Annotated in this window: 31 protein-coding genes; 7 read left to right on the top strand and 24 right to left on the bottom strand. The window is 48.1% G+C overall.

The features are described 5' to 3' along the window. Positions 1-80 precede the first annotated feature (80 nt). A complete protein-coding gene (gene dusA, locus BIT28_RS26150; RefSeq protein ID WP_075767899.1) occupies positions 81-1,109 on the bottom strand; it encodes a tRNA dihydrouridine(20/20a) synthase DusA in 1,029 nt (342 codons plus the stop codon). Positions 1,110-1,192: 83 nt separating this feature from the next. On the opposite strand from dusA, the gene BIT28_RS26145 reads away from it, so the two are divergent. Next, positions 1,193-2,257: a site-specific integrase gene (locus BIT28_RS26145; protein ID WP_075767898.1), complete on the top strand. Its 1,065-nt coding sequence runs from the start codon at positions 1,193-1,195 to the stop codon at positions 2,255-2,257. A gap of 85 nt (positions 2,258-2,342) precedes the next feature. Next, positions 2,343-3,185, top strand: coding sequence for a hypothetical protein (locus tag BIT28_RS26140; RefSeq protein ID WP_075767897.1), 843 nt, complete (start codon positions 2,343-2,345; stop codon positions 3,183-3,185). Between the two features lie 171 nt (positions 3,186-3,356). Here BIT28_RS26140 and BIT28_RS26135 read toward each other — a convergent pair whose 3' ends face one another. The 19 genes from BIT28_RS26135 to BIT28_RS26055 form a co-directional block, all read right to left on the bottom strand. After that, positions 3,357-3,578, bottom strand: a complete 222-nt coding sequence (locus BIT28_RS26135) for a hypothetical protein (protein ID WP_075767896.1) — start codon at positions 3,576-3,578, stop codon at positions 3,357-3,359. Between the two features lie 91 nt (positions 3,579-3,669). Next, positions 3,670-4,092, bottom strand: coding sequence for a virion protein (locus BIT28_RS26130; protein WP_075767895.1), 423 nt, complete (start codon positions 4,090-4,092; stop codon positions 3,670-3,672). A gap of 17 nt (positions 4,093-4,109) precedes the next feature. Further along, positions 4,110-4,307 (bottom strand): phage tail assembly chaperone, encoded by a 198-nt coding sequence (locus BIT28_RS26125; protein WP_245823896.1) that lies wholly within the window; start codon positions 4,305-4,307, stop codon positions 4,110-4,112. A gap of 41 nt (positions 4,308-4,348) precedes the next feature. After that, complete coding sequence (locus BIT28_RS26120; protein ID WP_075767893.1) at positions 4,349-5,059, bottom strand: hypothetical protein; 711 nt, start codon at positions 5,057-5,059, stop codon at positions 4,349-4,351. Continuing rightward, positions 5,056-5,310 carry a hypothetical protein gene (locus BIT28_RS26115; RefSeq protein ID WP_245823895.1) on the bottom strand — a complete coding sequence of 85 codons (255 nt, stop codon included), beginning with the start codon at positions 5,308-5,310 and terminating at the stop codon, positions 5,056-5,058. The genes BIT28_RS26120 and BIT28_RS26115 overlap by 4 nt, the downstream gene beginning before the upstream one ends. A 7-nt stretch (positions 5,311-5,317) precedes the next feature. After that, complete coding sequence (locus BIT28_RS26110; protein WP_075767891.1) at positions 5,318-5,914, bottom strand: hypothetical protein; 597 nt, start codon at positions 5,912-5,914, stop codon at positions 5,318-5,320. Continuing rightward, positions 5,911-6,552, bottom strand: a complete 642-nt coding sequence (locus tag BIT28_RS26105) for a hypothetical protein (protein WP_075767890.1) — start codon at positions 6,550-6,552, stop codon at positions 5,911-5,913. Before BIT28_RS26105 ends, BIT28_RS26110 begins: the two co-directional genes overlap by 4 nt. Further along, positions 6,545-6,976, bottom strand: coding sequence for a hypothetical protein (locus tag BIT28_RS26100; protein WP_075767889.1), 432 nt, complete (start codon positions 6,974-6,976; stop codon positions 6,545-6,547). Before BIT28_RS26100 ends, BIT28_RS26105 begins: the two co-directional genes overlap by 8 nt. After that, positions 6,958-7,167: a hypothetical protein gene (locus BIT28_RS26095; protein WP_075767888.1), complete on the bottom strand. Its 210-nt coding sequence runs from the start codon at positions 7,165-7,167 to the stop codon at positions 6,958-6,960. The genes BIT28_RS26100 and BIT28_RS26095 overlap by 19 nt, the downstream gene beginning before the upstream one ends. Beyond that, positions 7,164-7,313 carry a hypothetical protein gene (locus tag BIT28_RS29750; protein ID WP_175577621.1) on the bottom strand — a complete coding sequence of 50 codons (150 nt, stop codon included), beginning with the start codon at positions 7,311-7,313 and terminating at the stop codon, positions 7,164-7,166. The genes BIT28_RS26095 and BIT28_RS29750 overlap by 4 nt, the downstream gene beginning before the upstream one ends. 11 nt (positions 7,314-7,324) lie before the next feature. Next, positions 7,325-7,597, bottom strand: a complete 273-nt coding sequence (locus BIT28_RS26090) for a hypothetical protein (protein ID WP_075767887.1) — start codon at positions 7,595-7,597, stop codon at positions 7,325-7,327. 9 nt (positions 7,598-7,606) lie between these two features. Continuing rightward, a complete protein-coding gene (locus BIT28_RS26085; protein ID WP_075767886.1) occupies positions 7,607-8,413 on the bottom strand; it encodes a major capsid protein P2 in 807 nt (268 codons plus the stop codon). A 285-nt stretch (positions 8,414-8,698) separates the two neighbouring features. Further along, entirely contained in the window at positions 8,699-9,469 is a 771-nt protein-coding gene (locus BIT28_RS26080) for a hypothetical protein (protein ID WP_075767885.1), read from the bottom strand. Then, positions 9,432-9,902, bottom strand: a complete 471-nt coding sequence (locus BIT28_RS26075; RefSeq protein ID WP_075767884.1) for a hypothetical protein — start codon at positions 9,900-9,902, stop codon at positions 9,432-9,434. Before BIT28_RS26075 ends, BIT28_RS26080 begins: the two co-directional genes overlap by 38 nt. After that, positions 9,889-10,422 (bottom strand): hypothetical protein, encoded by a 534-nt coding sequence (locus BIT28_RS26070; RefSeq protein ID WP_075767883.1) that lies wholly within the window; start codon positions 10,420-10,422, stop codon positions 9,889-9,891. The genes BIT28_RS26075 and BIT28_RS26070 overlap by 14 nt, the downstream gene beginning before the upstream one ends. A gap of 3 nt (positions 10,423-10,425) precedes the next feature. Beyond that, positions 10,426-10,743, bottom strand: a complete 318-nt coding sequence (locus BIT28_RS26065) for a hypothetical protein (protein WP_075767882.1) — start codon at positions 10,741-10,743, stop codon at positions 10,426-10,428. A gap of 57 nt (positions 10,744-10,800) precedes the next feature. Next, entirely contained in the window at positions 10,801-12,780 is a 1,980-nt protein-coding gene (locus BIT28_RS26060; RefSeq protein ID WP_175577620.1) for a replication endonuclease, read from the bottom strand. Between the two features lie 2 nt (positions 12,781-12,782). Beyond that, the gene (locus BIT28_RS29745; RefSeq protein ID WP_175577619.1) at positions 12,783-12,959 is read right to left on the bottom strand and encodes a hypothetical protein; all 177 of its coding nucleotides are present in this window, start codon (positions 12,957-12,959) and stop codon (positions 12,783-12,785) included. Between the two features lie 9 nt (positions 12,960-12,968). Beyond that, positions 12,969-13,223: a pyocin activator PrtN family protein gene (locus BIT28_RS26055; RefSeq protein WP_075767881.1), complete on the bottom strand. Its 255-nt coding sequence runs from the start codon at positions 13,221-13,223 to the stop codon at positions 12,969-12,971. A gap of 131 nt (positions 13,224-13,354) precedes the next feature. Here BIT28_RS26055 and BIT28_RS26050 point away from each other — a divergent pair, with 131 nt between their 5' ends. Continuing rightward, positions 13,355-13,966 (top strand): S24 family peptidase, encoded by a 612-nt coding sequence (locus BIT28_RS26050; protein ID WP_075767880.1) that lies wholly within the window; start codon positions 13,355-13,357, stop codon positions 13,964-13,966. Positions 13,967-14,032: 66 nt separating this feature from the next. Here BIT28_RS26050 and BIT28_RS26045 read toward each other — a convergent pair whose 3' ends face one another. Beyond that, positions 14,033-14,371, bottom strand: coding sequence for a hypothetical protein (locus BIT28_RS26045; protein ID WP_075767879.1), 339 nt, complete (start codon positions 14,369-14,371; stop codon positions 14,033-14,035). Positions 14,372-14,439: 68 nt separating this feature from the next. Between BIT28_RS26045 and BIT28_RS26040 the strand changes: the two genes are divergently transcribed. After that, positions 14,440-14,751, top strand: a complete 312-nt coding sequence (locus BIT28_RS26040; protein WP_075767878.1) for a hypothetical protein — start codon at positions 14,440-14,442, stop codon at positions 14,749-14,751. A 59-nt stretch (positions 14,752-14,810) separates the two neighbouring features. Here BIT28_RS26040 and BIT28_RS29410 read toward each other — a convergent pair whose 3' ends face one another. Further along, positions 14,811-14,954: a hypothetical protein gene (locus tag BIT28_RS29410; protein ID WP_175577618.1), complete on the bottom strand. Its 144-nt coding sequence runs from the start codon at positions 14,952-14,954 to the stop codon at positions 14,811-14,813. Positions 14,955-15,392: 438 nt separating this feature from the next. Beyond that, positions 15,393-15,932 (bottom strand): class IV adenylate cyclase, encoded by a 540-nt coding sequence (gene cyaB, locus BIT28_RS26035; protein ID WP_075767877.1) that lies wholly within the window; start codon positions 15,930-15,932, stop codon positions 15,393-15,395. 596 nt (positions 15,933-16,528) lie between these two features. Between cyaB and zur the strand changes: the two genes are divergently transcribed. The 3 genes from zur (at position 16,529) to BIT28_RS26020 (ending at position 17,956) form a co-directional block, all read left to right on the top strand. Continuing rightward, entirely contained in the window at positions 16,529-16,978 is a 450-nt protein-coding gene (zur, locus tag BIT28_RS26030; RefSeq protein WP_075767876.1) for a zinc uptake transcriptional repressor Zur, read from the top strand. 34 nt (positions 16,979-17,012) lie between these two features. Continuing rightward, positions 17,013-17,477 carry a chemotaxis protein CheX gene (locus BIT28_RS26025; protein WP_075767875.1) on the top strand — a complete coding sequence of 155 codons (465 nt, stop codon included), beginning with the start codon at positions 17,013-17,015 and terminating at the stop codon, positions 17,475-17,477. 269 nt (positions 17,478-17,746) lie between these two features. Continuing rightward, positions 17,747-17,956 carry a cold-shock protein gene (locus BIT28_RS26020; RefSeq protein WP_047875438.1) on the top strand — a complete coding sequence of 70 codons (210 nt, stop codon included), beginning with the start codon at positions 17,747-17,749 and terminating at the stop codon, positions 17,954-17,956. A 77-nt stretch (positions 17,957-18,033) separates the two neighbouring features. On the opposite strand, the gene pgi is transcribed toward BIT28_RS26020, so the two are convergent. Beyond that, on the bottom strand, positions 18,034-19,686 hold the full coding sequence (pgi, locus tag BIT28_RS26015; protein ID WP_075767874.1) for a glucose-6-phosphate isomerase: 1,653 nt from the start codon (positions 19,684-19,686) through the stop codon (positions 18,034-18,036). Positions 19,687-19,933 lie beyond the last annotated feature (247 nt).

The raw sequence follows: 19,933 nt of genomic DNA, 5'->3' as shown, positions 1-19,933 counted from the left end.
TATGATCAACGCCCTATCTAACTTGGCTTTTTTCACCATGATATATGGCGAAAACAGCCACATTAATGATTGGTTACCGCTTAGACATCCAGGTGTGCCGGTATTTTTTCCAGTGCCTGCTGGAGCACTTCAATACCCGCTCCCGGTTTATGGGCATTTTCACTGATGTGGCGGCGCCACTGGCGCGCTCCCGGCATGTTCTGAAACAGCCCCAGCATATGGCGAGAAATATGATTGAGGTAAGAGCCGTTGGCGATCTGACGCTCGATATACGGATACATAGCCTCAACAACCTCACGACGCTTCTTCACTGGCTTATTGCTGCCAAACAGGCGCTGATCCAGTTCAGCCATCATATACGGGTTCTGGTAAGCTTCACGGCCAACCATTACCCCGTCAAGATGCTCGAGGTGAGCTTCAATTTCGGCCAGTGTTTTTACTCCACCGTTAACCGCCATGGTCAGGTGGGGAAAATCACGCTTCAGCTGGTATACACGCGGATAATCCAGCGGTGGTATCTCACGATTTTCTTTCGGGCTCAGGCCACTGAGCCAGGCCTTGCGGGCATGGATTGTAAAATCGTCACATCCGCTTTTTTCACTGACTGTACCGATGAAGTCAGTCAGGAACTGGTAAGAGTCCTGATCATCGATGCCGATTCGGGTTTTTACCGTTACAGGGATATCAACCACTTCGCGCATAGCCGACACGCACTGCGCCACCAGCTCGGCTTCGCCCATCAGGCAGGCACCGAAGCGACCGTTCTGTACCCGATCTGACGGACAACCGACATTCAGGTTTACTTCATCGTAACCGCGCTCTTGAGCCAATTTGGCGCAATGAGCCAAATCGACCGGGTTAGAGCCACCTAGCTGCAGCGACAGCGGATGCTCTTCTTCGTTATAGGCCAGATAGTCTGCCTTACCATGAATAATGGCGCCGGTAGTCACCATTTCGGTATACAGCAGCGCATGCTCGCTCAACTGACGATGGAAATAGCGGCAGTGACGATCTGTCCAATCGAGCATCGGTGCCACGGAGAAACGAGAAGAGGGGTAATCACCAGCAATACCGCTAGTTTCCTGATGTTTATCAACATTTAATGTCATTTCGAATTACCTGTAATATCGTTGAAATTGCTTGAATTTCGTTCTACAGTACCCCTCATAGTACCCCCGACAGAGTAGGACAAATGGCATCTTTCACGGTAGAAAAACGACAACTCAAAAGCGGCGAACTGCGGTACAAAGCAACTGTTTTCGTAAAAAAGAACTCGCGGATTATACATCGTGAATCGAAAACTTTCAGGAAAAAGGATCTAGCTCGCACTTTTGGTCGCAACCGAGTACTGGAGTTAGAATCTCAGGGGGGACCGATTACCAATTCAGTATCCCTAGGGGTACTGCTTGACAGATATATGAATGATGCTGATTTATGGGACAAAACTGGTCGCACCAAACGCTATGTCATCCAAATGCTAAGGGATTGCGATATAGCTAATATTGACAGCAACCAATTAAAAACAAGCGACCTCATTGAACACTGTCGAAACAGAAGATCAGCCGGAGCCAAACCCGCCACGGTTTATCATGACATAGCCTATCTACGATCTGTCATGAAAAAGGCTAATCCTGTTTTTAATATCAATGCCAACTACGCAATTTTTGAAGAAGCCGTTCCCGTACTGATCGATATGGGACTCGTAGGTAAAAGCCAAAAGCGTACCCGACGCCCGACTGAAACAGAGCTAGACAAACTCAGAGAAGGCCTGAAAGCGCGTCAGGACTTTCGTCCCAACGGTAAAACACGAATACCCTTCTTAGATATTCTGGATTTCAGCATTTTGACCTGTATGCGAATTGGTGAGTTGTGCAAACTACGTTGGGATGATCTCAACGAAGAACACAAAACCATTGTTGTCCGTGACCGTAAAGATCCACGCAAGAAAGAGGGAAATCACATGATTGTCCCTTTACTGGCAGAGTCATTCGATATCGCTAAGAACCAACCAAAAACCAGTGAGCTAATTTTCCCATATAACCCACGCAGTGTTACGGCTGGCTTTCAGAGAGTTAGAAACAGCCTTGATATTGAAGATTTACGTTATCACGATTTGAGGCGAGAAGGTGCGAGCCGCCTGTTTGAAAAAGGGTATTCAATAGAAGAAGTTGCTCAAGTCACCGGACATAGAAACTTAAACATCCTCTGGCAGGTTTATACCCAACTCTTTCCACACAAGCTACATGAGAAATCATAATACTTGCGCCCACTCTCAAATCTCATTTAACGGTATAGTTATCATGCGACAACATACGCAGCATAATTCATAGTGATGATTTTATATGAGCATAAAAATACAAGTAGAAGATGCGATTTTCTTAAAAGAACATGAACGTTACTTAGGCGCACTAACAAATCTAATGCTAGCTGTTGCAGCTTCATCAAGAAAGACGTTCCCAAGAGGGACCAAATCTCTCAAAGAACCAAAAAGAAACATGAGGGACAATGAAGCTTTCAAATTATTTCTTGGTGGTCGTATACGCAACATACTGGGTGGCCACTTCAGTGGCCCAGAAACTGGTAGTAGCGGGAAGTATATAGAGTTCAAAGGAGAATATTACGAAATAGAGCATATTTTATACGAGTTTTATCGATGTAATTTAGTCCATGAAGGTGAGCTACCTGAAGGTATTGAGTTTGTCCCTCCTGAAGAAATTGAGTTTGTTCCACCTAGAGTTGCACAAGAATTTGAAAACTATGTATCAATAAAAGGTGGCCACACATTAACTCTTGATTTCAACTGGATTGACTTGCTAGTACAGTCAGTGGTTTACGCAAAATGCAATGGCGAAACATTTAATATAAAACACTATGAAATGCGCCCCAAAAATAATGATACCCCTTCCACTGAAAAGCGATTGGCTCTAAAACACAACACTTCAGAGGGAAGAATTGAAATACTAAAACATGCTGTGATGAATATTGAACCTGAGGTCGTAACAAGCTCAAGTAACAGTGTACTGACAATAGACTTTCAACAACTGCTTCACGCCAAGATAATTGACGGTGGAATGCTTGCCGCACTAAGCAGTCATGGCTTATCTGACAATTATGGGAAACTGTCCTCTAAAGGAATAGATGTATGTCGAGAGATAGCTGAATCATACTATCGTGTGGAAGTTTAATGCACCACTTTCGTTAAACTGAAGCCTACGAAATGAGTAGGCTTCGAGACTTATAATACCTTGGCTTCCAATCGAATAAGGCGATTATTGTGCTGCCAGAACATAGCGACGATAACCAGCATTGAGGGAGGCAAACCCATTGAGGTGAAGTATTGTAGTAATTCAACCATATCACTTGAACTCATTCCGTAGGGTTTCCCATAGGCCTAAAGCTACTGGTACCACAGTGCCAATTAGACCACCATATTGCACACCTGCATCAGTGACGGTTGCCGTTAATAGCTCAGGATGCCCCGAAGCCAAAGCTACGCCCGCACCAACCAAGGCAATGCCTTTTTTCGTTGATGGTTGCTCAAGGTCGATTTTCAGTTTCTCTTTCAGAAATTTCTTCATAGTAACTTACTCTTTTTCAGGTATTTGACGGTGTAGGCGGCCAGTACAGCCCCCACCACAGTAATTGCAATCTTCTTGGCATCTTGTTTTGTCATGCCATCATCACCCCATCACGCGCCATGTTCAGACCAAAGTACGAGCCGACTTCCTTACGGCTCATCGCGTGAAGTAGCTTCGCCATCTGTTCGGTGTTGGTAACATCAATCATCTGGTTACGCCTGATGCCTGACCATTTGCTGACCTGCTGGATATACAGCTCGGTATCGTTGTTATCTTCCGGCGGTGCAAAACGGTAAATAACATCCCGTAAAGTGCGGAAGCCTTGTCGGTGATAGCTGCGAAGAATCCGAGCACCAGCACGGAAGCCGTAAACGGGATGCTTGAATTCTTCGAAAGCCTTGTCGATATTAAGGACCGATTCACCTTTCCACTGTGTACGATCGCCCTCTGATTCACGGATGTTCAGCGGGTTGTTGTTGCGAACACCACGCGGCATTGATTTCCAATAAGCCATGTATGCCAGCCCTCCGATTATGCAGACGGCTGCGGCAATGGTGGTTCTTTCCATTCCACGGCCTCCGGATTGTCTTTGTAGGTTTCAGGGACATCCCGCAACCAGTCGCGATACTGACGTTGCGGTGTTGAATCTAGCCCTTTGTCTTCAGCCTTATTGACGAGGCGGTCAGCTTCAACCAGCAGGCGGTTGCGAATCTCTCGCACTTCACCCATGCGCATTTCTTTTAAGATTTCACTTGGAATATTTGTCATTGTTACCCCCGAACATAGCCAACAGCAGGAACTGATACGTGCGCACCTTGCGAGATATTCATGACATCAAGGCTTGGATAAATCCCTTGTGCGGCATCTCCCGCCTCATAAACCGTTGCGGCCACCTGACCGTTATCACACCCAAGGTGATAACTAGTCGCCCCCCGTAACCAAACAACCAACGCATTTGAACGAGCATTAGACTCAATACGGCCAACAAACGGGTTTTTCGCCCCTGCAGCTTCGCTCTGCCGTCCGGCTGTTCGATAGCGCTCGACAATGACATTGGCAATCGACTTGCCGTAGCCAGAAGAACAGGCAATAACATCCAGTGACAGCGAGCCGTTAAACTTTCCGTAGACCGCCTCGTCATCATGCACATAACGGTAAATGCTTAGGCCTGTCAGTACGCCAGCAGGCATTTCTATGGCGACGGGATACCATTTATCAGACGTACCACCAACCACGAGCGCTTGCGGCTGAGTATGTAAAACCTGATAACGCTTGTCAGGCTCAGCAAAAATGCTGTTCACATTGGCTTTCTGCTGGCTAACAAATGCGTTTAATTGCGGCGTTATCGCGTCCAGCTTGTCGGTGAACTGCTGCTTCAGCGCCTCGAATTCAGTCTGCATGGTATGGATAGCACCGCCTTTGATGCTATCTAGCAGTTTGCGGGCTTCCGTTGCATATTCACCAATCGTTGCGTAATTCATAGTTCCTGTTTCTCCAAGTCCTCTGCCACGGCCTGCAAGTTTGGCAATGCATTGCTTGCGACACTGCTTGCCAAGCCATAGACATCATCATCTGTTTCCAAAATATGGCGATGCAGGGCCAACATTGCCGCGCCAAGTGAAGCCTGATTGCTGTAAACACCGCGCATCATTTCCAGTGCGTCTACCTGCTCAGGCTGTAAGTTTTTAAGGTGTTCGGTAAGCGGGTCGATTGCCTTCGCCCGCCTTGTCATAAACCCGCTAATTGTGCACCTCCGATAACGCCAGTTTTAAAACAGTTGAACCGTTGTTAAACGCCCACAGTTCCGCGCCGCATGTTATTGTCATTCCGGCAGGGGTCTGCCTGTCACCAGTGACGGACAGCCCAGACACCGCGCTTACACTCTGGTCTCCGATTAGCGCTTCACACTCATCACTGCTGATGTTCTGCACAAAGATTTCCCGACGGCTTGCCGAAGCCATGCACAGGCGCTTTTTCTTATTCGGCTCAATCGTGATATGCGCTGGACTGGTAAAGCTTTGCGGGCTGACCTCCCGTGTGTTTACCGTCGAACGCACCTCACTGACAGCCATCGAATCGGCCATTTTCAGCGTTACGGGCGGGGTGGTTTCGATATCCCGCATCGTAAGCTGAAACACGACGTTGATTGCTACCGAGTGCGGGTTGTTGATATCAATTTCCCGAAGGTTCTCGATATCAAGCTTGTCGCCGCCATCGACGCGAATTTGCTCGCCGTTGTCGCTTTGGACATAGAAATATTCCTGTGCCTCTCGGACAATGAGCCAACGATGCTTTGCAACCCCGATACGCTTTGTTGAATTTGGCTGTAAAATCATTTACCCCCCTTAACCGCCAAGACAATTGCGACAAGCACTAATACAACTCCGGCTACATACACCGCCTTGTTGCTCTCGGTTTCAGTACCCGTCTGCTCGTAGGTCTTGGCTCGCTCAGCCATCGCCAGTGCAGCTCGGGCATTTTCATTGCTCTGGCTTGCCATGGCCTTGACCGAACTCATCGCGCTTTCCGTGGTGCTTTGCATCTTATTCAATGAGATTTCACTCAGGCCGAACGCCTTATTCATTGACTCCTCACCGAAATCAAGTGCCTTAGCAGTCGTGTTCCCATTGGCATCGAGCGCTTTCGCGAACGTGTCACTACCAACTTTCAGCGCCTTATCAACCGCATTCTCATTGGATTTCAGCGCATCACGGCCAAAGTCCAGCGAGTCATTCAGCATGTTTTCACCAGACGCAATCGACGCCTTGGCAATATCGGCATTGCTCTGAATGGCCTTTGTCGATACCTCCGCCGCTGCCTTGGTTGCGCCATGGTCGGTAGCCGTCACATTGACGGTTGAGTCGTTGACACCACTAATCAGCACACCAAGGTTGTCGCCCTGTACGGCATTCGTACCGCTGACGTTGGTGTTGTTGGTGGTATTGCTGCTGTTAGAACTTCCGCCTTTACCCATGGCTTACCTCCAACCCCAGCAGATAACGGCGCTCGGTCTGGCTGATTTGCTCGTCTAGCTCAAAGCCAAAACCGCGTAGAATGCGCCCCATGCCATTGCGATAGGTGTGATAGGAAATCGCCTGATAACCCATCGCCTGACAGCGTTCAATGATTAGCGGGGCGGCATGTTTCAGGCCGCGCCCCGTCATGGCATTGATGTGATAGACACCATCGGTCACATGCCCCACGAACCGGATTAGCACCCCCTTGGCTTTCACCAGATACAGAGCTGCTGCGCCGGAGTTGAGGCGCTCGGCCATTTCTTCGAATTCCGCCCTGGCACTGTCCGAACCATTGAAGGCGGGTTTAAGCTGATTAAGGTGGTAGCCCCAGTCGGCACGGGCAGCTGTCAGGTAGATGATGGTCATTTTTTCATTAGCCATATTGCCGCCCCCAGTGCCAGTACTACCCATGGCAACCACGAAGAAGGGCCACCGCCGAAATTAATTGAACCGTTTCTGATGCCGCCAAAGCTGTTGTTTGCCTTGGCAGTACTCGGCCCAGCCTGCCCGCCACTGGCACTGATAGGCATTGAACCGCTGTTTGTCAGGCCACCGCCGAAACTTGGTATCATTTGCCCCCCTTAACAACCTTGTAAGCCACATAACAACCGCCACCGACGGCAGCAAGTTTGATGAGCTTCGAGGTAGTGGAGCCAGTCCAGAAACCCGCTCCAAACCCAACGGCACCAGCCAGAAGAGGTATTGCTAATACTGGCATCTCACCCCTCCTTATTTCTTGACCGCAAGAATCAGCAGCCCCAGCACCAACAGCACAGCCACACCGCCGCCGATATAAAGCAGGGTTTTATCCTGCTTTGGCTCATCGGTATGTGGTGTCACTTTGTTGCCGTGGTTATCGGCCTGCTGCGTTTCCTGCTGCTGAGTGTTCGGGTTAACAGACTGGGTAGGGGTGGTAGCCGTCGTCACAAGACTGTCGAAACCTTCCCCCACAGAGTCGAGCATGCCGCTCCCGAACTTACTCAAATCATCCCAAAGTGACATAGCGCCCCCTTACTGTTGAATCAGATCAGGGCGAACCACTTTCACGGACTCGACAATGATTGGAATAGAGCCGCACGGCTCGGTTGTCTTCACCGTGAACTTGAGTTCATGGTTATGTGCTGTCGGCATCAGCTCGTCCAGATAGTAACCGCGCATAATCGGGTCAAAGTGGAAATAGCCGGATTGCCAGAAACGGCGGTTACGCTTGGCGCGCATGACTTCCACCGCACGCGTCGAATCGTATTCCTTGATGTAGTCACGCCAGAACTCGACACCTGTTACACGCTCGTCAGAGAAATGCATGCGGCGAACATGGAGCAGCGGACTGGACACCAAATCCAAAAACTCATTCTCAGTTGATGTGGCCTGCATGGTTTGCTTCTTGATTTGCGGCACCACAATACGAGCAGGCTGCTTTTCAGATACAGAAGCGTGTGCTTTCAACTGAATACCGACAGAGCCAAGCGGAGCATCTGCGATTTCTACTTCAAGCAGAATGTTGTCACCTTTCTCGGTAACCAGCGCGGTATAACGCATGCCGTTTTGGGTTTTGGCCGTGATATCGGCAAGCGGGATGTGATAGAAACCATCGGTGCTAGCCAGACCTTTATACGCTTCCAGCATGCGCATCAGCTCCCCGTCCAGTACCACAATTTCATCAGCATTTAAGGTGATAGTGACGCGCTTAATCTGCTCCGGCTTCAGGTTGGTCTCAAGGAAGATTTCCTCGTACACTGGCCCCGTCGGGATAGTCAGCGACGCTTTTTCACCATAACCAGTACCCGTAAAGGAGTTCATTTTCATTACTGAAATCATGTCGCTCTCCTTTAGCCGATTACGTCTTCAACGCTATCTACGTTGTTTGAGGCCCAAACAACACCAACAGCAATCACGACTGCAACAATGGCAATAGCTGCCAACTTTTTCGGTGTAAAACCTAACATTAAATATTCCCCTGTCTCACGACGTTGGTAAGTGGACGATTGCCCGTGTTAAACGAGCTACTATGAAAGGACGAAACGAGGAGAAAGGGAAGGAGATGCAACCTATAGGTTAACGCTTTAACCTATAGGTTGAACTGTGATTGAAGTCACGCCGTTTTTAACGGTAATTTAGCGTTAATTTTGTGCCCGAGGCACAGTTGAAAGCCCTGTGTTCAACGTTGCCGATACCGTCACGAACCAGCAAATATTCGGCTATGGGTTTGCCGATACGCTTTTTGTTCACCTTTGCCGATTTCAATCCGGCAATAACGTTGACATCCAACCCGCGTTTATCGGCTAGCCAGCTGGCATCACTCAAAGAGTTTACGGCCCCCACCCACCACACCGATGATTGCTCGGTAACAGTTTTCGGGACTTCCTGACCGCGCTGGAAAACCGTATGGACAACCAGCCCGTACTGACGGCCACCGCGCAGCAGTTCTCCTGCTCGCCCCTTAAGCTTGCCGGAGGTTTCCACACAGGAAGCCAATTCTTCTATTACCACATGTAACTTGGAAGCGCGCCCGTTGCCAACCGACCACACAACCGAGCTGTAGAACTCCAGTTCATCGGCTGTCGCTCCCTCTTTGGGAACATAAGCCAGTTTGAACGACTCTCCGCGTTTACGGGCCAGTATCAGCGCCTTGACGAACGCCAACCTTGACTCTGTGCCATGGCACATCTGCCCCTGAAACTTACTCCCCGCATAGTTGCGATAGGGGTCAAAAAACACCACCTGAGAGGCTTTGGGCACCAAGCCGATATGTTTAACGGCGGAGGTTTTCCCGCCCCCCGTTCCGGCCACATAGATAGTATGCTCGGCATCGTGGGACGGGTTGGAGTTGACCGGATTAGGCAGCGGTAGCGGCTTCGGTTTCTTCTTTGCCATTATCAGCCTCTCCCTTTAGTTGTTCCTGCTTCGCCATCATGTAAGCGCAGCGCGACGTGTAGGCCAAGCTGAGGACGGCAATAAACAGCGTTGCCTCTTCCATGTAATCGCCAAATACCCCCATTAAACCCGAGCCATGTTTGTTCAGTACAGGTTGAGCGGCCTCAATCACCTTCTCCTTACCCTTGGCGTCAAACTCAAATTCAACGCCCGTAATCAGCGAGGTAACCTGCTCAACCACGGTAAAGGTGATATCCAGAAATCCGGCTATCGCCTCGCTGTTGTCTTCGGCAGACTCGGTTCCTACTGCATCGGTTAAAGCCTCGTTAGAGTCGGTTTCCTGCTGTTCTAGCTGACCGATAACCGCGCTAAAGTCGCCCCAGTCATCCATTGCTTCTTGAGGCTCAAGTACTCCGTTTTCAGGCTGTTGCATGCTGTACCTCCGTACCCTCGATAGCTTCTTTCGGCTGCGGTTTTGGCATCAGTTGGCGCACCATCCACACGACGAACAGCAACAAGCCAAGCAGCATCGCAACACGCTTGATACTGAAAAGCGGCGTTTTTTCACCTTCGTTTTCAACGGTTTCGTTAACGCTTGAAACCGCGTCATTACTGGCTTCGGCCGTTTCGGTGTTAACCGTTTCCTTGGTTGACGGCAACGGTTCATGAGCTGTTAGCAACTCACCCTCTAACGGTGCCTGTTCGGTTTCCAACGCTGGCAACTCGGCTTCTCCGTTCACCATATTGGCGGTGATAAATTCACTCACCTTTTTGCTAATAGAACTGTTGCCGCAGTCGGGGCAGCGGTAATACAACAGCCCTAGATTCCGGCTGTTTTTGGGCGGCTCACCTGTTGCAATGAGCTGACCTTCTCCCACCTGGTGAACGGTGGATGCAGACAAACAGACAGGACAACGCACAGCCCCGCGCACTGGGTTTGGGTGTTTTGCCATCGTTTAAGCCTCCACAATCTGTGCTGGTTCGATATCTTCAAGAACGGCCTTGTCGGCCAATACGCGGGCACGGTACTTGGTACGGGCAACGCTGTTGAGCTTTTCCAGTTGCTCTATCTGCTCAAACAGGTTGGCCGGAAGTCCCAGCCCCTCAAGCGACAGGTTGCCGCTCATCAGCATGCCCATGGCCTTTTTAATCAGCCCCTGCGAATCCATGGTTTTAAAGCGCTCGATTTCCCCCTTCATCGCGGTGGTTAACTGGTCGGCTGCATCCAGCGCGGCCAAGTCACGCTGACACTCTTGTAATGATAAAATTTTCATGGTGTTTCTCCTGATCTCTCGAATTGATATTTGGTAAAAAGTAAGCGCCGAACGTCGTTAGTCCGTAAACTCATCTCTGTATTGTTCAGGTACCCAGTGAAGCGGGGCAGGGCCTGTCTTGATATCAAGCAAGTCATCCCAGTCACTGACCGAATAACCGCCGTCCAACTCCAAACAGAGCATCGCGTTATCGATGATTTTCGCCGCTCTCTGCTCCTTCGGCGTTTGCGTACAGTTATTGACACTAGTCCAAGGACGGGGATGCCCATCCCCTGAAAGAGCAAGAGCGCCCGCGTCTGGCTGCGGCGCATCCTGCTTGACCATCTTCCATTCATGCTCATGAGTGAAAACGGTAATACCCGAACCCGTTACCCCCGTGACCTTTTCGGAAGGTTCGCCGTAACGGTTTTCGGTGGGCTCTTTGTGTAACTCGATAGGGCGCTCACGCTGGCTAACGCGGTGACCGCCCATGTAGTCGAAATAGGCCGAGAAAAACCCAAAGTCAGCCGCACGACGGGCCTTTTCAAACAGGGAATATTCCTGCTCGTCTTCAATGCGGCGCAGCTCCCGCCACACCGTGACACTCGGGGTTTTCTGAAACTGGAACTGACGGAAGTTGAAGCTACGCGCCCATGCGGTCACGTTGTTCACTACCTCAAGTAATTTGGTCTTCTTTGAGTCCAAATCGGACAGACCATCAAGACCATAGCCGTCGATGTTCTTTGAAATGTACTTGGCGATATAGGCCACCGCATCGCCCTTATCGCGGTCGATAACCTCAACCTTGACACGCGCCTGCATTGCCTTGGTTTTCGGCTTGCCGTCATCAGAAAACAGCTCGTCACGGTCACGCTGGAACTGGTAGAACTGAATCATTGCGGTGAACTGTGTCACCTGCTCAAACGGCATGAAAAAGACCGCGTGCCAGTGCGGAGTCCCGTCGATATGTGGCTCAACAACACGCATTCCGTAGTAGGTCAGACGTGCTCGCTTCTTGGTTTCTCGGTCTGCCGCCCCACGGAACCGCTGCCAAGAAAGGGAAAGCCAGTGATGCGCCGACTGCGCACCTCTGCCGTTCCAGTTGGGATTTTCCACCCAGTACTTGCCGCGCTTTTTCAGGCGGTGGTACTTGCCTGCTGCCGTCATGGTCACAAATACTGCAACATGGCCTTGCTCGTCGGCGTACTCCTGACAACCAGCAATGCGGGTCATCAGTTCATTTCGACGGTTTACCGGATTTGCCACAGAGGCTTGATGGATATCTTCCATGTTGAACTGCTCGCCTAGCTCGTTTTCAATCGCCATCATTTCCAGCCACTCACGCTGTTTTATCTGACGGCCTTTAAGCCACTGGCAGGCCGAGTAGGAGGCATAAGGGCTGGTATTATCCGACACCATCCCAGCCGCACGACGGGCATTTTCAAAGGCTGCAATCACTTGCTTTTGGATGCTTCGCTTCCACACCGAATCATCAATGGCACGGGCGATAATGCTGAAATACACCTCATCATCTTCACCTTCGCTTGGCTCAAACTGCGGCATCCACAGAGCAAGCCCCGTGAACTCGTTGATTTCCTCTAGCGCCTGAAGCGGCGATAAACCTTTTTTGGTAGCAAGGTCCAAGTGCATACGTGCGCGCCCTGCCAGCTCATCGGCAAGACGTGCACATTTGTACTCGGTATTGACGCACCAGAACGGCTCGGGCAGCACAGCCAATGCGGCGTGTGCGGCCTGAGCACGGGATTCGATAAACTCGATAGCCCGCTTAAATCCATACTTGCGAAAACGGACAGCAGCGGCTTTGTCTAGATACGTTTTGATATCAGCGGGCAATTTGAATTGCGCCCGAACTCGGTTGGCAAATTCGAACACACGTTCACGTGGGGTTTGCTGAGCATAGTCAGCACGCTGATCTGTCACCATGCACAATTCAGGGCTAGTACGCTGGCTTTTAACTACATACTGCGCCAGCTCAACACGCAGAGCCGGCGGCATGGCCTTGAGAGAGTTATTTGTATTTTGGTTGTAAGCTTTCACAGCTAAAGAGCCCTTGCTTGTAGTTGGTTAGCTTTAATGCGGATTTTTTCTCGCGTGTTGATTTGATGTCTGTCCCGCTTAGCCTTGATTCGCTTCAATTCGCCGCGAATCTTATTGATATGTCTCAAACCACCTAGACGCTGTTTTTCGGTTGGAAACTCGTAATCATTGGCTGACATAGCTCCCCCTCACGCATTCACAGATTGCCATTCGGTTTTAGCTTGCTCGTATCGCTCATCGATATACGCAGCTAAATCTTCGATTTTGATAAGGGACGGGCTACGCTCAGAATCACGCAACTTGAAGGTAGGAACAGGGAAGTCACAAGCCTTAGCTTTTTGCTCTGCTGTCTTCGGAGTGATACCGAAAAACTCTTTGCAGACCTCTTTTAATTCAATAGTGGGACTTCCAAACCTTGCAAGCAGTGCAAATTGTGTATTCATTCATCCTCCGTGTAGTACACTTAGGGAAGTTCAAAGCAACTCAAATAACCTCTAAACTTCCCGAATTTCATTGAAGGGAATTATTGAGGAATAAAAGATTACTTTCAACCCCAAAAGTACACGGAGATATCATGAAGGGAAGTTTTGAGGAACAACTAAAGGAATTAAAGAAGCTAACAAATACATCTAAGAACGTAGATTTAGCAAGGGTTCTAGGTAAATCCCCTAAAACCATTTCCAACTGGAAACACCGTAATCACATACCAGATGATATTTTTATAAAAGCGAGAGATATATCACAAAAAGGCAGTATGACCGCCCCCCACGGTTACGTTGAATTGCCCTTTTTCGAGGTTGAAGTAAGTGCTGGACATGGCGCCCTTGTAGAGAGAGAAGAACTATCTTCATCGATGGTGTTTAGTGAAAGCTACCTACGCAACGAAGTCGGCGTTAACCCTAATAATATTTTGTTAATGCCGATTAAAGGGGACAGCATGCACCCAACCTTGAAGCATGGTGGCGTAATGATGGTTCATAGGGTGAATGAATTTGCCGATGATGGCGTTTATGTATTTCGCTTCGACAGCCGATTGATGGTAAAGCGCCTTCAGTATTCAAAAGCAGGCTTGAAGGTAGTCAGTGACAACGAAACCTATGAACCATGGGAGTTAAGCAAAGAAGAAGTTCAAGCAGAGGACTTTGAGGTAATAGGAAAGGTGGTTTGGACTGGGCAGAGAATGTAATAAATAAAGCACTAACATTTAAAAACAGGCTAGGAAATTTCTCCCTAGCCTGTTCCTTTTTAAATTCTACGATTTTGCAAAATCAATCAAAGCCGTTCCAATTGTAGTTAGAGATGAAATATTTCCAAGCCATTTAAAAAGCTTTGTCGTATTCAGCAGATAACTTTTAACTTCATGGGGAGCTTCTTCGTGCTCTTTCAGAAGACTGACGGCTTCTTTTACTAGTTCAGGGTCTGTATTATCAGGAAGACCTAAAGCAATAATGTCCTCTTTAGTGATGTAAATATCTACTGCTGTTGTGTTCTCTGTAAATCGTGTTTTTTGAAATGAGACATCAGCTGAACTTGGAGCTTTAACCCCAGTTTCATTCTTCGAAAAATCACAGTCATCAAACTTAATAGCCATTATATTCTCCCCCTTAAAGGTCTATACTATATACTGATTTCTTTGATAGTTTTTTACAAGGGGAAAAGATGAACATTTATCGTAACTTTGTAATTTCCAATTGCGGCACAGGTTTATCTGTCGGAGAAGGGGCTCAAGGGCACTTTGAAAACATAAAAGTTACGGACTGTAACAAAGGATATGTACTACACCAAAATTCCAACCTTAATTTTGTAAAAAGCTCAGCCGTAAATAATAAAGTAGGAGTGGAACTTATTGGTGAATTAACTTCTGATCAAATGAGCCCAGAAATACCAATGCTTCCATCAAATGTCTCACGAGAAATGCAGTATGCTTTAGAATATTTAAAGCACATAGTTCGTTATAACCCTTACGAATGAACTCAAAAGCTAGGCTAAGAGTCCCCCTATAGTCCCTCTATAGTCCCCCTATAGTCCCCCTAAGTATCGCTCAGGCCACGAATAGCGGCAAAGTCAGTCCAATCGAGCATCGGGGCAACGGAAAAACGGCCTGATGGATAATCAGCACTCCGGGTGGATTCAGTTTGTAAATCGTCGCAGTTGGCAACAGCATTATCTAGCATCGAAAAGCCTCATTTTGACCCGTGTACCCGTCTTTGAACGGCAGTTTACTTTAAAGAGAGCGGATTCTACCCCATATCGGTCGTTTGCCCAACAGGGCCGGCTATGAGAGAAAGTAATAATTCCTCCTTAGCTCTGCTGTATAGAAAGTCTAGCCGTCTCGAAAATACATAGTAAAAAGAACATGGCAGGCAAAACAAAACCAAGATTAAGCAATTGATAATAAATAGATAAATCAAACCACCAACCACGATGTACAGCAATTATAGCTTTTGGATACCAATAAACCTAAAAAAGCTGTACAAGTTGATTATACGCCTAGCTATCAGCAGGTTACAGATCATTATTAGCCAACCAGAAAAATTCGATTCCCTTTTTGCTGCTTTTCATACAAGAAGCTGTACAGCCCTAATTCCACCTAGTCGCTGGCTAACCGGCGACTAATAGCCCAGTAACTGACGGTAAGATCGAGACTCAATGTCAGAACTTTCCAACCCCAGCTTATCTCCCAGCTCGAGACAGCCCGCTTTTAACTCGTCAAGCCGGTGTTTGTCATCCGTCATGACGGCAATCTCAGCAAAGTCTCCTAACTCACTCACCCTATCCAGGGTAATGTGAAATTGCCCGAGGAAATAAATACTCCGGGTCTTTGCAATGCAAAATGCAGCCTGATAGCCCAAGGTTTTCAACATGCTATGTGTTTTATCAACCGACTCTACCTTGACCGCCTCACAACGATCATTTCCCGGCCCTTTCACGATCCACAATTTAATGCCGGAAGGCTCCATGCTACGTACACTCATACTGATATCCCGGTCCATCAGAGGACTATCCGCTCTATCGAAGTAGGTATCTGTCTCTTGATTATGCACGACAAATTCGGTGGCACCGAGGGAGCGCAAGCGCTGTAGGATCGTCTCATGCCCTTGGATTCGGAATTTGTATTCCACTTCATACTTGCCAATAAAGTGCTCTGCCATTTAGCTCTCTTCCATTTGCCAGTCGTTCCCCGTAAAGGGTTTCACACCAAATATGCTTAAAGTAATAACCATTCTACCAACACTTGAGCCCTCGCTTACAGGCCGGAAGCCATCACTCCACATTCTAGTATTCTGCCTACTATAGGCCAAAAACATCAACTAAAAATAACATGATGTTCTTTTTTGTAAGTCAGATAAATTATTGAGTTAAAAAGCATATCTTTGTTTTCATTCTTCTTCCGTACAGCTTTATGAGCTCTTGAGTTATAATGCCAAAAAAGCTGCACAAGCTGTACACAGGATACAAATCAATAACTTAAATGAATTCGTTTTTTTGAGAATATTGAGCGTACAGCTTTTCGGTGTACTTCCAAGGTAAAGCAGGACGCAACAGGTGAAGAGTCGAAGGGTTCCTGAGATGAAGACTGTTGCTTCCTCCCCCAGGCATTATTTATTCTTCACCACAATTGCTGGATAAGCTGACGTGATCAGGCACACGAATTTTCTGACCTATTTCGCCGGAATTAAGCGAAGTAAGGTACGTTTTCCAAATGCTATGATAAACTACTGGACTTATCGCTGTTTTTTGAGGTTATATGGCAAATCAAACGCAACTGCTGACAAAGGCACAACAGATTTGCGAGCAACGAGGAGTAAGGCTAACACCTCAAAGGCTGAAAGTTCTCGAGATTATCGTGGAGCATCATAGTTCAATTAGTGCCTATGAGCTGCTGGATCTTCTCAGGGAAACCGAACCACAAGCAAAGCCGCCGACGGTATACCGGGCTCTTGATTTTTTATTGGCTCAGGGCTTTGTACATAAGGTCGAATCCACCAATAGCTATATAGCCTGTTGTGTGCTCGGACATGCTGACCACTGCTCTCAGCTGCTAATATGTGATGAGTGTGGTACTGTCGAAGAATGCCATGATGATGAACTGGCTAAACTACTGCGCCAGAAAGCAGAAAAGCACGGCTTCCAGATATCGAATCATGTAGTGGAAAGCCACGGCATTTGTCATGAATGTCAGAACAGCAAGCAGTAACTCTTACTTTTACTAATACAGTCATTATCAGATTATGCGCGCAGAATTTGTAAACCCTTTTCTAGCTTCACTTCTGAATGTTTTGAAGACCATGGCGTCGATGGAGCTAGCACCGCAAAAGCCTCGAGTAAAGAAAGACGAAGTTGCTCGCGGTGATGTATCAGGCCTGATCGGCATGATTGGGCCTAAAACCAAAGGCTCGATGTCAATCACCTTTGACGAGCCTCTGGCTCTTGAAATCATGCAACGTATGTTGGGCGAGCGCCCGAACGGTATCAATGAAGAAGTCACTGATATGGTTGGTGAAATAACCAACATGGTGACCGGGGGCGCGAAGCGTATTCTGGCAGACAGAGGCTATGATTTTGAAATGGCCACACCTGCCGTAGTATCTGGCCGCGGCCATACCATCACTCACAAGTGTGACGGCGCTATCATCATTATGCCGTTTGACTCTGAGTACGGTAAGGCATTTATTGAAATCTGCTTTGACGGCTAGTCAGCACTGCCATACCTGTTAATCGCCCCAGTCAGAGCTCTCTGGCTGGCGATTCTTCCTGCCTGAAATAATGATAACTATCACTTTGAAATTTCTGTGAAGTTGCCACAAATCCCAGATAAAAAACTACCACCTTCCACGTATTCGGTCTAGACTGGATATGCTGAATAAGCATCTACACACTTATAGTGTCAGCCTTCAGCTCGTAATTTTGCTGGCTACTATCGGTCAAGCAAGGAACTACCCTCATTCAAAGGAAAGATCGTAACATGAACAAACTGACTGGAACCGTAAAATGGTTTAACGATGAAAAAGGCTTTGGCTTCATTTCTGGTGCTGATGGCAAAGATGTATTCGTTCACTTTAGTGCTATCCAGGCTCAGGGCCGCCGCACACTTCAAGAAGGCCAAAGTGTTGAATTTATCGTAACAGATGGTCAGAAAGGTCCACAAGCAAGCGAAGTTGTCGCGCTTTCTTAATGCTGCTGAGTGTTTTTAACCTCAGAATGAAAAAAACGCCGCTAAGCGGCGTTTTTTATCGATATTAAAGCGACAGCTTAGCTACGCCACTGCTTAAACGCATTGATCAAGCCATTGGTAGAGCTATCGTGACTAGCAATCTCTTCGGCATTGTTCAGCTCTGGCAGGATGTTGTTTGCTAGCTGTTTGCCCAACTCTACACCCCACTGATCGAAACTAAAGATGTTCCAAATAACACCCTGAGTGAAGATCTTCTGCTCGTACAGCGCAATCAGCGAGCCCAGCACCGAAGGCGTTACCTGCTTAACCAGGATAGAGTTAGTCGGACGGTTACCTTCAAACACCTTGAACGGCACCAGCTCTTCTACCTCTTCCAGAGATTTACCGGCAGCCACAAACTCAGCTTCAACCTGCTCTTTGGTCTTACCAAACGCCAGTGCTTCTGTCTGAGCGAAGAAGTTTGCCATCAGTTTAGGATGGTGATCGCTCAATGGGTTGTGGCTAAGTGCAGGCGCAATAAAGTCGCATGGGATAAGCTTGGTACCCTGGTGGATCAGCTGGTAGAACGCATGCTGGCCATTGGTGCCTGGTTCACCCCAGATAATTGGACCCGTCTGGTAGTCAATCGGGTTACCACCACGATCAACGCACTTACCGTTAGATTCCATGTTGCCCTGCTGGAAGTAAGCCGCAAAGCGGTGCAGGTACTGATCGTACGGCAGAATAGCTTCAGACTCGGCACCGTGGAAGTTGTTGTACCAAATTCCGATCAACGCCAGAATTACCGGCAGGTTCTCTTCCAGTGGCGCTTCTGCGAAGTGCTTGTCCATTGCATGGGCACCGTCCAGCAGCTCAACAAAGTTATCGAAGCCGATAGCCAGGCTAATTGACAGACCAATCGCAGAACACAGTGAGTAACGACCGCCAACCCAGTCCCAGAACTCGAACATATTGTCAGTATCAATACCGAACTCAGACACCGCACCCGCGTTGGTAGACAGCGCAGCAAAGTGCTTGGCAACGTGAGCCTGATCCTGAGCGGTTGCCAGGAACCAGTCACGCGCAGAGTGTGCATTGGTCATGGTTTCCTGAGTAGTAAACGTCTTAGATGCAATCAGGAACAGGGTAGTTTCCGGGTTAAGCGCTTTCAGTGTCTCGGCAATGTGCGTACCGTCAACGTTCGACACAAAGTGCATGTTCAGGCGCGTTTTGTATGGTGCCAATGCTTCCGTGACCATGTATGGACCCAGATCGGAGCCACCGATACCGATATTGACAACATCCGTAATCTCTTTGCCGGTGTAGCCTTTCCAGTCACCGTCAACAATGCGCGCAGTGAAGCCTTTCATCTTCTCCAGCACGGCATTCACTTTCGGCATCACATCTTCACCGTCAACCATCACTGGCGTATTGCTGCGGTTACGCAGTGCAGAGTGCAGTACCGCACGGCCTTCAGTCTGGTTGATTTTCTCGCCGCTGAACAGATCAGCAATGGCTGCTTTCAGTTCAGTCTGTTCAGCCAGAGCAAACAGCTTGCTCATGGTGTCTTCAGTGATAAGGTTCTTGGAGTAATCAAGCAGAATATCTGAGCCAAAGTTTGCCGAAAACTTGGCAAAACGCTCGCTGTCCTGTGCAAACAATTCGCTCAGCTGAAGATCCTGTGCATCTTCGAAATGGGCTGTCAGCGCTTTCCACGCCTGAGTGTGCGTTGGATTGATGTTTTTCAACATGGTGAAGTTCCTGATATTGTAATTCTTAATCCATTGATCCAGTCAGTATCATCCAGACCATGGATCCCCGATATTTCTGAATGTTGTCAATTTTAGCGCAACCAGCAGAGTAGGCTATTTTTTTGTAATTTTACGACTTATGTCAGATTATGACTCGAAGCCACCTCTACCTTCATTGAGTCAGGTCACGAAAACAGAGAGTAAATAATAGACGGAAAATTCCCTGATGAGTACAGTAATCATCTAA

The organism is Photobacterium proteolyticum (assembly GCF_001939735.1).
GTDB lineage: Bacteria > Pseudomonadota > Gammaproteobacteria > Enterobacterales > Vibrionaceae > Photobacterium > Photobacterium proteolyticum.
The sequence above is the reverse complement of the archived record's forward strand: the minus strand, read 5'-3'. Positions and strand labels throughout refer to the sequence as shown.